The organism is Psychrobacter sp. S1-30-MNA-CIBAN-0213 (assembly GCF_040309845.1).
GTDB lineage: Bacteria > Pseudomonadota > Gammaproteobacteria > Pseudomonadales > Moraxellaceae > Psychrobacter.
Map to the genome: position 1 here is coordinate 152,508 of NZ_JBEOPE010000006.1, position 13,831 is coordinate 166,338.

Annotated in this window: 11 protein-coding genes; all 11 read right to left on the reverse strand. The window is 44.4% G+C overall.

The features are described 5' to 3' along the window. Positions 1-10 precede the first annotated feature (10 nt). Positions 11-982, reverse strand: a complete 972-nt coding sequence (locus AAEY87_RS08070) for a peptide ABC transporter ATP-binding protein (protein WP_350656717.1) — start codon at positions 980-982, stop codon at positions 11-13. Then, on the reverse strand, positions 979-2,055 hold the full coding sequence (locus AAEY87_RS08075) for an ABC transporter ATP-binding protein (protein ID WP_350656719.1): 1,077 nt from the start codon (positions 2,053-2,055) through the stop codon (positions 979-981). The genes AAEY87_RS08070 and AAEY87_RS08075 overlap by 4 nt, the downstream gene beginning before the upstream one ends. Next, positions 2,055-2,966 (reverse strand): ABC transporter permease, encoded by a 912-nt coding sequence (locus AAEY87_RS08080; protein WP_350656721.1) that lies wholly within the window; start codon positions 2,964-2,966, stop codon positions 2,055-2,057. Before AAEY87_RS08080 ends, AAEY87_RS08075 begins: the two co-directional genes overlap by 1 nt. Positions 2,967-3,109: 143 nt before the next feature. Next, positions 3,110-4,126, reverse strand: a complete 1,017-nt coding sequence (locus tag AAEY87_RS08085) for an ABC transporter permease (RefSeq protein WP_068036776.1) — start codon at positions 4,124-4,126, stop codon at positions 3,110-3,112. 202 nt (positions 4,127-4,328) lie between these two features. Beyond that, positions 4,329-5,969 (reverse strand): ABC transporter substrate-binding protein, encoded by a 1,641-nt coding sequence (locus AAEY87_RS08090; protein WP_350656723.1) that lies wholly within the window; start codon positions 5,967-5,969, stop codon positions 4,329-4,331. 394 nt (positions 5,970-6,363) lie between these two features. Beyond that, positions 6,364-8,007 carry a GMC family oxidoreductase gene (locus AAEY87_RS08095; RefSeq protein WP_350656725.1) on the reverse strand — a complete coding sequence of 548 codons (1,644 nt, stop codon included), beginning with the start codon at positions 8,005-8,007 and terminating at the stop codon, positions 6,364-6,366. Between the two features lie 222 nt (positions 8,008-8,229). Next, positions 8,230-8,556, reverse strand: coding sequence for a DUF779 domain-containing protein (locus tag AAEY87_RS08100; RefSeq protein WP_350656726.1), 327 nt, complete (start codon positions 8,554-8,556; stop codon positions 8,230-8,232). Positions 8,557-8,596: 40 nt separating this feature from the next. After that, positions 8,597-9,550, reverse strand: a complete 954-nt coding sequence (gene eutC / locus AAEY87_RS08105) for an ethanolamine ammonia-lyase subunit EutC (protein ID WP_350656728.1) — start codon at positions 9,548-9,550, stop codon at positions 8,597-8,599. A 65-nt stretch (positions 9,551-9,615) separates the two neighbouring features. Then, positions 9,616-10,995 (reverse strand): ethanolamine ammonia-lyase subunit EutB, encoded by a 1,380-nt coding sequence (locus AAEY87_RS08110; protein WP_350656729.1) that lies wholly within the window; start codon positions 10,993-10,995, stop codon positions 9,616-9,618. A gap of 60 nt (positions 10,996-11,055) precedes the next feature. Next, entirely contained in the window at positions 11,056-12,498 is a 1,443-nt protein-coding gene (gene eat / locus AAEY87_RS08115; protein WP_350656730.1) for an ethanolamine permease, read from the reverse strand. Positions 12,499-12,736: 238 nt separating this feature from the next. Beyond that, the gene (gene adhP, locus AAEY87_RS08120; protein WP_203226470.1) at positions 12,737-13,765 is read right to left on the reverse strand and encodes an alcohol dehydrogenase AdhP; all 1,029 of its coding nucleotides are present in this window, start codon (positions 13,763-13,765) and stop codon (positions 12,737-12,739) included. Positions 13,766-13,831: the final 66 nt, after the last annotated feature.

A 13,831-nucleotide genomic window follows, 5' to 3' on the forward strand; every position in this document is an offset into this window, starting at 1 on the left:
CATAGCTACTTTACCCATAAATCTCTTCCAACCGTAAACAAGACACCAATCGACCGTCCCATTCTCGCAGCTCCGGCTCTATTTCACTACATTTAGGCTTGGCATAAGGACAGCGTTTATGTAGCGCGCAGCCAGTTGGTGGGTTAAGTGGACTTGGAAGCTCACCATGTAAGGTTAAGTCATTTTTATGGCCAGTTACAGTCGGTGCCGCTGCTAATAAAGCAATGGTGTAAGGATGTTTTGGGGCATTATAAATAGCCTCTTTAGGCCCGTGTTCGACCGCCTGACCTAAGTACATCACCATTACATCATCAGCGACATGGCGTACCACTGATAAGTTATGAGAGATAAAGACGTAAGCGGTATGGTATTCGTCCTGTAAATCCATGAATAAATTCAATACTTGCGCTTGAATCGAGACATCGAGCGCCGAGGTAGGTTCGTCAGCGACCACAATCTTTGGATTGAGCATCATAGCGCGGGCGAGAGCAATCCGTTGACGCTGTCCACCTGAAAACATATGCGGATAACGGCCAGCATGTTCGGGACGTAGACCAACATGTCTCATCATCTCATTAATTTTGCTACGCTTTTCTTCTTTTGATAGCTTGGTATGAATATCTAAGGGTTCAGTCAATTGATAACCAATAGTATGACGCGGGTTAAGGCTACCATAAGGGTTTTGGAATACCATCTGAATCTCGGTACGCAAATCTTTTAATGCTTTTCGGCTGTAGCCAGTTGTCGCCTCATCGTTGATAAATAATTCACCGTCAGTAGGCTGTTCAATGAGCGTTAGCTGGCGGGCGAGGGTCGATTTACCGCAGCCTGATTCACCAACGACCGCGAGCGTCTTGCCAGCTTCAAGCTCAAATGAGATACCGTTTAAAGCTTTAACATAAGCTTTAGGTTTGCCCAAACCTTGCGATACTGGGTAATGCTTGTGTAGATTCACTGCCTTTAAGACCACTTTATTACTCATAACTGGGACTCCAAAGTAGCAGCGTTAGCGATAGAAGTGCGAGAAGGTAAATTTGGCAGGTCTGAGTGAATACAGCGCACGCTGCCATTAGGCGTGTCTAAAATGGGTGGTGGTACTTCACAAGCTGGCTCTTTATACGGACAACGTGGAGATAATAAGCAACCGCTCGGGCGATCATATTGACTTGGTACAACACCCGGCAAGCTGTTAAGCCTGTCTTGACCGATAGCCAGCTCAGGAATTGCTTGTAGCAATGCTTCGGTATAAGGATGAGCAGGATTTTGGAAAATCTCTGGTACAGTGCTGGTTTCAACCACTTGTCCGGCATACATGACGACGACATCGCGTGAGTTTTGCGCGACTAAACCTAAATCATGGGTGATAAGCACCATCGCCATTTGTTTTTCGCGTTGTAGTCGGCTGAGCAAGTCCATGATTTGCGCTTGCACCGTGACATCAAGAGCAGTGGTTGGTTCATCAGCGATAAGTAGTTTTGGCTCGCAAGCAATCGCCATCGCAATCATGACCCGCTGGCTCATACCGCCTGACAGCTGATGCGGATAGACTTTGAGACGGTTTCTGGCGTCAGGCATCTCAACCAATTCAAGCAGCTCTAAGATACGTGTCTGGACCGCTGAACCCCGTAAGCCAAGATGTTTGCGCAGTACTTCACCCAATTGCATCTCAACCGTAAAGCTTGGATTTAGACAAGACATCGCATTTTGAAAAATCATCGAGATATCTTTACCAATAATGCCGCGTTTTTCTTTGGCTCGCATACTCAGCATGTCTTTATTATCAAACATCACTCGCTTAGCACGAACTGTCGCAGAAGGCGGCAACAGTCCCATTAAGGCCATCATAGTGACGGACTTTCCTGAACCAGATTCACCGACGACTGCCACAACTTCGCTTTGCCTAATCGTTAACGACACGTCATCTACTGCGCGAAAAGCACGCGCCCCTTCACCAAAGGTTACCGAGAGATTTTTGATATCCAGTAGTAATGGGGTATTTTCTGTCGAAGAACCTGCTGAATTTACTACAGAAGCATTATTTAAAATTTCAGTCATTAGGTTACCTGCTTCAATTTAGGATCTAGAGCGTCGCGTAGGCCATCACCAGTTAAGTTAATTGATAAGGCAGCTAAGAAGATAGCGACACCCGGCCAAATAGCTAGCCAAACATTACTTTGAATATATTGACGCGCTGTACCTAACATTGCACCCCATTCAGCATCTGGCGGTTGTACACCGAAGCCTAGGAAACCAATCGCACCTGCTTCTAGAATGGCAGAGGAGAAAATCATCGTCGCTTGTACAATGAGAGGCGCCATACAGTTGGGTAAAATGGTTACGAATAATAAGCGGAACACGCCAGCGGCCATCACTTGCGAGGCAACAAAATACTCACGTTGTAGCTCTACCATCGCGGTAGCACGTGTCAGGCGAATAAAAGGTGGGGTACAGACCAAGGCAATGGTAATAATAGTGTTGGTCATAGAAGGGCCTAAGATAGCCGCAATAATGATAGCCAACAGCAAGCTAGGATAGGACATCAAAATATCATTGACTAGCATCACCGCTTTGCCCCAAACTTTTGGCCAAAACGCGGCGCTAAGTCCTAATGAAACACCGGCCAACATAGCAAGGGTAGTGGCGCTTAGACCAATAAACAATGAGTAACGCGCGCCATACATCACCCGAGATAAAGTATCTCGCCCTGCATCGTCAGTACCAAGCCAAAACATAGTATCGCCACCACTCAGAAATGCTGGTGGCAATTGCTCTTGGCCGGTGAACAATTCATAAGGGTCATGAGGCGCAATGGCGGGCGCAAGTATGGCAATAATGACCATCAACGCCAGTACAATAAAACCAAGTACGGCGCCTTTATTTCGGCAGAACGTCGATAGAAATAGCTGCCAAGACGAGGGCGGTGTGGCTGCCAGATTGATATCAGAGGGGAGAACAGAAGGCTTCATGAGCAATTCCTGTAGTGGCTAGCGCTTCGACAGTGTTTAGAGTCTTATTCCTAAAAAAGTACTAAGAATTTGCTAAAAATTGCTCTAAACCATGCAAGCGCTAGTCGTCACTATTTGTAATATGATTATTTATCAATGTTAAATTAAGAAGTATGTCGAATACGTGGATTGATAAGACCATACAAAATATCGATAAATAAACTAACCAAAATCAAGGCTGTGGCTACCAGTAAAATACCGTTTTGCACAATAGGATAATCACGAGTAAAAAAGCCATCGAGTAGCCAATTACCAACGCCTGGCCAACTAAAGATAGTCTCAGTGATAATAGCGCCAGCAAGCAAGGTCGCCATCTGCAAACCAACGACAGTGACTACTGTAATCAAAGCATTGCGCATAACGTGTATCATTATCACTCGGCGCGGCGATAAGCCTTTGGCTCGTGCTGTACGCACATAGTCCTCATCTAACACCTCTAGCATTGCCGAGCGTGTCATCCGCGCGATCATCGCTAATGGAATGGTCGATAAAGCAATAGAAGGTAAGATAAAGTGCTTTACCACATCCCAAAATGCGCCAGGTTCTCCTGACGTCAGAGAACCCAATAACCATGAGCCATATAAGGGCTTAACATCTAAAAACTGAGCGACAGATATCACCCCAGCGACTGGTAACAGCCCTAAATAGTGGGCGAATATACCGGTTAGGATAGGACCTAATAGATATATGGGCATAGAGTATCCTGCCAGCGCTCCTGACATTAAGGTGTAATCAATCCAAGTACCACGTCGCAGCGCAGCAAAGATACCTAAGCTAACACCAATGACACTAGCAATGACAATGGCGCATACAGCCAGCTCTAAGGTTGGTACAAAATGGGCAAAGAAGTCTTGTAACACTGGGGTACGTGTACGAAAGGATTGTCCAAAATCACCGGTCAAGATACCGGTTAAGTAATCCCAATATTGGACGATGAGTGGTTTGTCTAAGCCAAGTCTCTCTAGGGCACGGGCATGTAGCTCTGGATCGACCATACGCTCACCCATCATAATCTCGACGGCATCTCCAGGGACGAGACGAATCAGGGTAAAGGTCGATAGCGTTAGGCCAAGATAGACGGGAATTAGAATAGCAATTCGACGCAGAATATACAGTAGCATGGGCTGCTCAATAGTTGTGGGTCAATAGTTATAGATCGATGATTAGCGTACTAGCAGTGCTAATACTGTCCGTGACATAGTGTTTAGCAATATGTTTAGCAAAGCGCTTAATTTATACAATTACGGCTGGAGCAGAGAGTCTGATCCAGCCGAATACAAATTAAATAACAGTGCATGTCGTACCGGACTTAATTAGCCAAGGTTATTCAACCTTCACACCATCGAAGCGTATTGAACCTAGTGGACTAATCTTGTAATCGACAACGTTTGGTGCCGTGAATACGGTGACCACCGAATGTGCCATCGTTGTCCAAGGGAGCTGCTCTTTGAATATCTGCTGAGCTTGTACATAATCACTGACGCGATCATCTTGGTTGGTAATCTGACGGGCATTGGTCACTAAACTGTCAAAGTCTTTATTACACCAGCGTGAGTAGTTGTTACCACCGACAGCATCACAAGATAATAACGTACCAAGCCAGTTATCTGGGTCACCATTGTCACCGGTCCAGCCAGCTAGAATAACATCGTGCTCACCTTTAGCAGCGCGATTTAGGTACTCGCCCCATTCATAAGTGACAAGCTTGGTATCGACACCAATCTTCGCCCAATCTGCTTGCAGCATTTCAGCCATTAGCTTGGCATTAGGGTTGTACGGCCGTTGAACCGGCATATACCATAGGTCGATTTCAAGATTGTCAGCACCAGCTTCTTTCATAAGGGCTTTTGCTTTTTCAACGTCATAAGGGGCATCTTTAAGCGACTCATCGTAACCCCACTGCGTTGGCGGCATTGGATTGGTCGCTTTGAGTCCTTCACTCTGATAGACCGCATTGATAATAGCGTCTTTATTAATGGCCATATCTAACGCTTGACGGACTTTAAGATCATCAAGCTTTGGTTTTTCTACGTTGTAGCCCACATAGCCTACGTTGAAGCCAGGCTGATCAAGGACTGTGGCTTTACCGGATTTTTTGACTGACTCAATTTCGGCAGGTTTTGGATAGGCTGACACATGGCATTCGCCGGCTTGAACTTTTTGGGCGCGAACTGCTGAGTCTTTGGTAATGACAAACACTAGATTGTCGATATGAATATCGTCTTTGTTCCAATAGTCTGGATTTTTGGTATAACGAATTTGCGCGTCTTTTTGATAGGAGGTAAAGACGAAAGGTCCGGTACCAACAGGTTTGGTATTAATATCAGCGGCATTATCCGCAGCCATTAATTGGTCTGCATATTCAGCGGAGTTAATATAAGCAAAGGCCATCGCTAGGTTTTGTAAAAATGGCGCATTGGTCTCGCTGAGGGTGATTTTTACCGTATAGTCATCGACCTTTTCGATATTGGAGATAATATCAGGCAGTCCCATGCCGACCGAATATGGGAACTCAGCAGGATAGGCTTTATTAAATTCAAAGTCTGGGTTGGTAATACGTTTTAGCGTAAAGACGACGTCATCAGCGTTAAAGTCGCGGGTTGGGGTGAAGTAGTCTGTTTTACCAAATTTGACCCCTTTACGTAGATTAAAGGTATAGGTCTTACCATCTTCGCTAATATCCCAGCTTTCAGCCAGCCCTGGTTGAATCTCAGTACCCGCTCTTTTGAATTCTACTAAGCCGTTATAGATAGGGTAGGCGCTGGCATCAAAGTCAGTACCAGAAGTATATTGTGCTGGATCGAAACCAGCGGGGCTGCCTTCTGAGCAGTAAAGTAATGTTTTAGCCGCTTTGGCGTCTGAGCTGGCAGCAGAATCATTAGTGGTTTTGTTGTCGCTGCTACAAGCGCTTATACTCAAGACAACCGTAGCCAACATCGTAAGTTTGAAGAGTGTTTTTTGCATTGTTACATCCTATGTAAACGATAAGTCATTGCCAATAAATATACAGATCCGTGTTCGAACCATGAACACAATTGGCAAGCTCTTAATTCCCTTTAAAGTATTTATTAATATAGTATCTTTAATATCCAATGCAGAACAGTAGTCATGTTTTACCCACTCTGAATCAAGTCTGCAAAAAATACAAATATAAATAAGTCGTTTGAATATACTCTGTTAAATGGCTACAACGCAAGATATCTGTAAACTAAATTCAACAAAAATATCACGTCTTAACGTTGTTAATTAAGTGGAAGTGACTGAATGAAGAGAGCTATTTAACTACTCTCTTCGTAATATGATACATATCAGAGCTAGTGATATAGCCTTTAACTTTCAGCTATTAAATTTCGGTGATTTAGGATGAAACTGATTTGACATGATCATGTTTGGCTTTAATCATATCGGCTAACTTCTCAGCGATCATAATAGTTGGCGCATTGGTATTGCCGCTGATTAAAGTTGGCATGATTGACGCATCGATTACCCGTAATCCGCTTACACCGCGCACCTTCAATTCCAGATCCACTACGGAGCTTTCATCTGAGCCCATTCGGCAGGTGCCAACAGGATGGTAGATGGTATCAGATCTATTTTTAATATAGCCAAGCATACCGTCTTTTTCGAGATAGGGAGCAGGGTAGTCTTCGGTGATATATTTGGCGATTGGCGCTTCTTGCATGATTGCTCGGGTACGTTCTGCTCCTGCAACCATGTACTCAATATCTTTGGGATGAGAGAGATAGTTTGGATCAATCAATACTGGATCAGAGGGATTGGCAGAATCAAGCCGGACAGTACCGCGACTTTCAGGGCGCAGGTAGCAAGCATGACATGAGATAGCGTAGCCAAGTTTGATATCGCGGCCGTGATTGACTACTCGAGATATCACAAAGTGTAGCTGAGTATTTGGCCATTCTTGCGGGTCATCGCCAACACTAAAGAAAGCACCAGCCTCAGCATAATTGGTGGACAGCAGACCTGTGCCATCTTTTCTCCATTGTGAAAGAGCTTTGAAGAAGTTTCTACCACCAGCCATGCCGACTCCAAATACATCGGTGGTATTGACCTCGTAGTCAAACACCACATCCAAATGATCTTGTAAGTTGCCGCCCACTTCTGGTGAGTCTACCACAACATCAATACCATGCGCTTGCAAATGCTCGGCTGGACCAATACCCGATAACATGAGTACTTTAGGTGAGCCAAAAGCGCCACCTGATAAAATGACTTCATGACGAGCCATAACGGTATGTTCAACACTATCTTTTTCGTAGACGACGCCTACCGCTTGATTATCTTCGATTAAGACACGGTTGGCTTGAGCGTGAGTAACAATAGTAAGGTTAGGCCGACTTTCGACTGGGTGTAGATAAGCGGCAGCGGCAGAGCAGCGTTGACCTTGTTTTTCACCATGAAAATGAGTGACTTGGTACAGGCCTACGCCGTCTTGTTTTGTTCCGTTGAAGTCTTGATTGTGAGCCAGTCCATTGGCAACACCTGCTTCTACAAATGCTTTTGAGATATCACGTGGGCTGAGTAAGTCGCTGACATGGAGCGGCCCGTTATCGCCATGTAGATCATCGCCACCATGGACGTTATTTTCGGCCTTGATAAAGTAAGGCAAGACATCATCGAACCCCCATCCAGTACAACCTTGTTCTACCCAGCGCTCATAATCTAGCGCACTGCCGCGCGTATAAATCATGGCATTAATAGCGGATGAGCCACCCAAACACTGTCCGCGAGGTTGAAAGCCGCGACGGTTATTTAAATGAGTTTGAGGGGTGGTATGAAAGCACCAGTTGTTTAACTTGAGCGGTTTGCCAGGGACGAGAAGAATAAGCCCAGCAGGTACGCGAATAGTCAGGTCTTTACCATCACCGCCATACTCTAACAAGCAAACACTAATGTCTGGGTTTTCCGTAAGTCGGCTGGCAAGTACGCAGCCCGCTGAACCGCCACCAACGATGACGTAATCAAACTTTGTATCAAATTCCATTTCTTATTCCTTGTAGCGTCCATGCCAATTAAACATTGGTCGTCCATTACAATAACTATTATTTTATCAGAATAAATAAATAAAAATGACTAAGGCGTATCGATTGGTCAATACGCCTTTAAGGAAAGGAAGGTTTGATGAATCAAGTTAACAAAATAGATTTTCGAGATGGAATATGTCTGTTATTTTGAGCTGTGATATTTGTCTTTTAAAGTGATTTGCCTATACTTCACATATCTCCGAGCGCACGATAAAGCGTTTGCCCTCTGGTATTTCAAGTGAAAAACTCGCACCGCGTCCGTTGACCACATCGATGGTTAAGTCGGTATGTTGCCATAGCTTATATTGTGCTTTACCCATATAGAATGGACAGCCAGCCAGCTCACCAATCAACACATCTTGACCGCCAACTTTAAACTCACCTAACGGATAACACATCGGTGAGCTACCATCGCAGCAGCCGCCAGATTGATGAAACATCAGGTCACCGTGCTTAGATTTTAATAGTTCGATTAATTCTTTACAGGATTCTGTAGCTTCAAGTTTCATGTCGGACTCCTTGTCATGACAGTAATTTATGCAATTTATTTTATAGCAATTTTATCGCTGGTTGACTTTGATCTAGGGTTGGCAGCTCTTGCTCGTCCTTTAAATCAACACCGGATAATTTAAGTTCACAAGATTTTTTCATTAAGGCTAATAGTCGATTTGCAGCCATTTTAATGGGCAGTCCAGCTGCGCGCACATTAGAGATGCAGTTGCGCATGGCATCATGGCTTTCAGCATGCGCGTCCCAAGTGTAATAAATACCTAAACTGTCAGGGGAGCTAAGACCGGGCCGCTCACCAATAAGCATTACCAGCATTTTGGCATTGAGACGTTCAGCAACTTTATCGCCTAAAGCCACACGGCTGCCAGTAGCAATGACCAAGGGCGCAATGCTCCAGCCTTGCTCTTTGAATAACGGAATAAGCTCTGCTACAAGCTTGGGCCCATTTTCTTCTAGCGCTCGTGCCGATAGACCATCTCCCATCACGATGATGACATCATAAGATTTATCTGTGCCAGATTGTTCTAAAAAGTGCTCTAGTTTTTCAGAGGAGTCACTGTTTAATAGCCTTCCCCAATCTGGACGTTTAAGATAGTCAGATTTGTTTTCTGCCTGACTCATCACTTTGAATAGCTCCCAAACCTCATCTGATTGCTCTAGAGATTGTTCGTCAATTTTTTCTAAATTTTCTGTCGCAGCCTCTGTGTCCATATCTTTAAAAGTAAGATGGCATTGTGTAGACAAATCATCAACCAAGCGTTCGATATCCAAATCTTGTAATACCGCATCTTTGGCTTCAGCGTGATCAAGCTGAAACTTTAATAAAGCTTTGGTAGGAATACTACAGCCAACTCGTCCTAAAGCGATTCTAGAATCTGTATATTCTTTTAACTTCTGCCAAGGATCTAGATGAACCAATTCAGATCTTTGACTCGTTTCGGGTTTGTCTTCGTCAATAATCGACTGCTTAACTTGCGAATCATTCATAGACATAGCATTCTCCTTTATGATTCGGTATTGCGTAACTTTATAGATTTATTTTAATCACTATTATAGGGTTATATAATGCCAGAAAGTAGAGAGGATGGCTTGTCTGACCACTGAATACTGTTTTGCGTTTGAGTATAAATGCCGTTTTCACTGAGCCAATGCGCAAACTCAGGAGCAGGAGTCAATCCAAGCAGCTGCCTAGCATAGAGTGCATCATGGAATGAGGTGGTTTGATAATTGAGCATGACATCATCGGAGCCTGGAATACCCATAATAAAGTTGATTCCAGCCGTCGCAAGCAAGGTCAGTAAGGTATCCATATCATCTTGATCGGCATCGGCGTGATTGGTATAGCAAATATCACAGCCCATAGGTACGCCAAGCAGCTTGCCACAGAAGTGATCCTCTAAGCCGGCGCGAATGATTTGTTTGCCGTCAAACAGATATTCAGGACCAATAAATCCAACGACCGTATTTACTAACAGTGGGTTAAATTCTCTAGCCACTGCATAAGCCCTTGCTTCAAGCGTTTGTTGATCGACATCGAAGTGTGCATTGCTTGACAGCGCACTGCCTTGTCCGGTTTCAAAGTACATAATATTTTGACCAACTGTGCCACGATTTAAGCTGAGCCCCGCTTCATAGCCTTCTCTCAATAGTGCTAAATCTATACCAAAGCTGGTATTGGCTTTTTCGCTGCCGGTAATTGACTGAAAGACTAAATCAACGGGTACTTTTTTCTCAATCAATTGGATAGCGGAGGTGATGTGGGTCAAAACACAAGATTGAGTGGGAATTTGATATTCAGAGATCACATGGTCTAGCAGCTTTAGTAATTCTGATAGATTTTGTAGATTGTCAGTGGCAGGATTAATGCCAATCACAGCGTCCCCATTGCCATACATTAAACCATCGATAATACTGGCAGAAATACCCAACATATCATCGGTAGGATGATTGGGCTGTAAGCGCGTAGATAGACAACCATCAAGACCGATAGTGTTGCGAAACTTAGTAACGACTTGGCACTTCTTTGCAACTAAGATTAAGTCTTGCACGCGCATTATTTTACTAACGGCAGCTACCATCTCTGGGGTAAAGGCGTACTTCAACTTTGCTATTTCATCCCTTGTGGCAGATTCTCCCAATAACCAGTTTCTTAGATCGCCAACGGTAAAGCTAGATATTTTGGCAAAGGCTTGGCAATCATGTTGTGCCATAATTAGCCGAGTCACTTCATCGTCTTCATAAGGGATGGTAATGTCATCCAAAAAGTCGATTAATAAACAATCGGCTAAGGCCATTTGCGCTGCTACGCGTTCAGTGGCGTCAGAGGCTGCAACCCCTGCCAACTCATCACCTGATCGTCGCGGTGATGCTTTGGCAAGCAACACCTTTAAACTCTCAAATTGGTAGCTTTTCTGCCCTACAGTATGTTGATAAGCCATTTTGTTCACCTTCTATCTATCAATTTTATAGGCTATAAAATACAAGCTCTATAAGCATTATTAACTCAAATCATCGGACGCGGCTCTAATTTCAGCGAACTCTTCTTCTGGTGTGCCACTCACTAAGTGGTGACGGCTAAATATGACAAAATAAAGAATAAATACGATATAAATCCCCGCTGCCATAAACCAAACTTTGGGATCTACCATTAGCCCTGCGATGACGGCAAGAAAAGCTAGCACAAGGGCTATACCTGAAGTCATGATGCCACCCGGTGTTTTATAAGGGCGAGGCAAGTCAGGACGCGATAAACGCAATTTAATATGAGAGGCCATCATTAATACATAAGAGATAGTCGCACCGAATACCGCCATGAGAATGAGAAGGTCTCCTTCACCAGTAAGTGATAAGAGAAAACCTATAATACCAGGAACAATAAGTGCCAAGTAAGGGGCTTTATTGCTGTTAGTGAGTGACAGTTTTTTGGGTAAATAACCTGCACGAGACAAGGCGAAAATCTGCCGAGAGTAAGCATAGATGATGGAGAAGAAGCTCGCGATAAGACCTGCGAGACCAACGAAGTTTACAAAACTGGCCAACCACGTATTTTCACCATATACGGCAACTAAGGCATCAACCAAAGGCGCACCTGAATCCTTTAAGGTATCTGCACCAGCAGCACCTGGTCCTAAGAATAAAATAAGCAATGCGAATGACGCTAAAATTAGCATAGAGCCGATTAATCCGCGCGGCAGTGACTTAGCAGGATCTTTAGCTTCTTCAGCCGCTAGAGGCACACCTTCAACCGCTAAAAAGAACCAAATTGCATAAGGAACGGCAGCCCAAATCCCGATATACCCAAAGGGTAGAAACGGACTTGCTCCCGCTTGTGTACCGACGGCAATATCAAATAAATTTTTACTATCAAAATGCGGAAACATCGACACAATAAATACGACCAGGGCAATACAGGCAACAGCGGTAATGCCAAACATAATCTTTAATGCTTCGCCTGCGCCTTTTAAGTGAATAGCTATAAAGACGATATAGCATGTCAAATATACGATCCAGCCTCCGATACCGAACAATGACTCGCAGTATGAGCCAATGAACACTGCGATAGCGGCTGGTGCGATAGCATATTCAATCAAAATCGCAGTACCAGTTAAATACCCTCCCAAAGGACCAAAAGCGGTACGGGCGAAACTATATCCGCCGCCTGCTGTAGGCAACATGGTGGACATCTCTGACATTGATAAACACATACATAGATACATGAGAGCTACGGCTATTAAGGCGACGAACATACCGCCCCAACCACCTTGTGCTAGGCCAAAGTTCCAACCAGCAAAGTCTCCGGAGATCACATAGGCGACGCCAAGACCTATTAATAAAACCCAACCAACCGCACCTTCTTTAAGTTGACGTTTGGCGAAATAATCTTTTTCAGCTTGAGTGCTGCCAGAGACCGCGCTCTTTTGATCGTTAGGCGTGCTTGTCATGTTATTCCCCTACATAAAGGCTATGAATAGACTAAGGGTACTGCTAACTTATACTGTAAATAACTCATTATTAAAAAATTATTAATAACTGACATCTGAGAATAAAAAGGTCGTATCACTTCAACTCAAATTGCTAGTAACGCATGGTTGAAGGGATACGACCTGTTGTTTATGACGAAAAGTGCCAATCACTGAGACAGTTTCAAAAACATCAAAATGTCTCAAAAAATTGAAATGGCTACATGGAGTAGTCAATCACAATGCGACCCTCGATTTTACCTTGGCGCATACGTTCAAGAATATCATTGATATTCTCAAGCGGCTCAGCGGCAACGGTTGCTTTCACCTTGCCTTCTGCTGCCATCTCTAGCGATTCTTGCAAGTCAAGACGTGTACCCACGATTGAACCGCGAATAGTAATACCGTTCAGAACTGTGTCAAAGATAGATACAGGAAAATCACCAGTAGGCAGACCATTACAAACCAAAGTACCACCGCGTCGTAACATGGTTAAAGCTTGATCAAATGCCTTAGAGGATACGGCAGTCACGAGCACTCCATGAGCGCCACCGATCTCTTTTTGTAGATACTCACCAGGGTCGGTGTTTTTGGCATTAACAGTGACGGTCGCACCCAGTTTTTTGGCAAACTCAAGCTTCTCATCATCAATATCCACAGCGGCAACATTCAAGCCCATGGCAATGGCGTACTGTACCGCCATGTGACCAAGTCCGCCGATACCTGAAATGACAACCCAATCGCCTGGCTTGGTGTCGGTCATTTTAAGACCTTTATACACCGTGACACCTGCACATAAAACTGGTGCAATCTCAACAGAGTCAACGCCCTCAGGAATGATGCCCACATAGTTGGCATCTGCTAGAACATATTCTGCAAAACTGCCGTTTACTGAGTAGCCAGAGTTTTTTTGACGTAGACATAAAGTCTCCCAGCCGCCCAAACAATGGGTACAGTGACCACAGGCAGAGTAGAGCCAAGGCACACCGACTCGGTCGCCTTCTTTGACATGATGTACGTTTTCGCCAACGGCGGTTATAAGGCCTACGCCTTCGTGTCCGGGGATAAATGGTGGGCTTGGTTTGACTGGCCAATCTCCTTCAACCGCATGCAAATCGGTATGACAGACACCTGATGCTTGCATTTTTACAACGATTTGACCAGCACCGGGGGTCGGAATGTCCACTTCTTCAATTTGTAAAGGTTGTCCGAACTCATGTAAAACAGCAGCTTTCATTTTATTACTCACGTTGCAACTCCTTATCATCGTTCTTTACTTTAAAATACTCAGCGAGCATTAAGTTCGCACTTTACG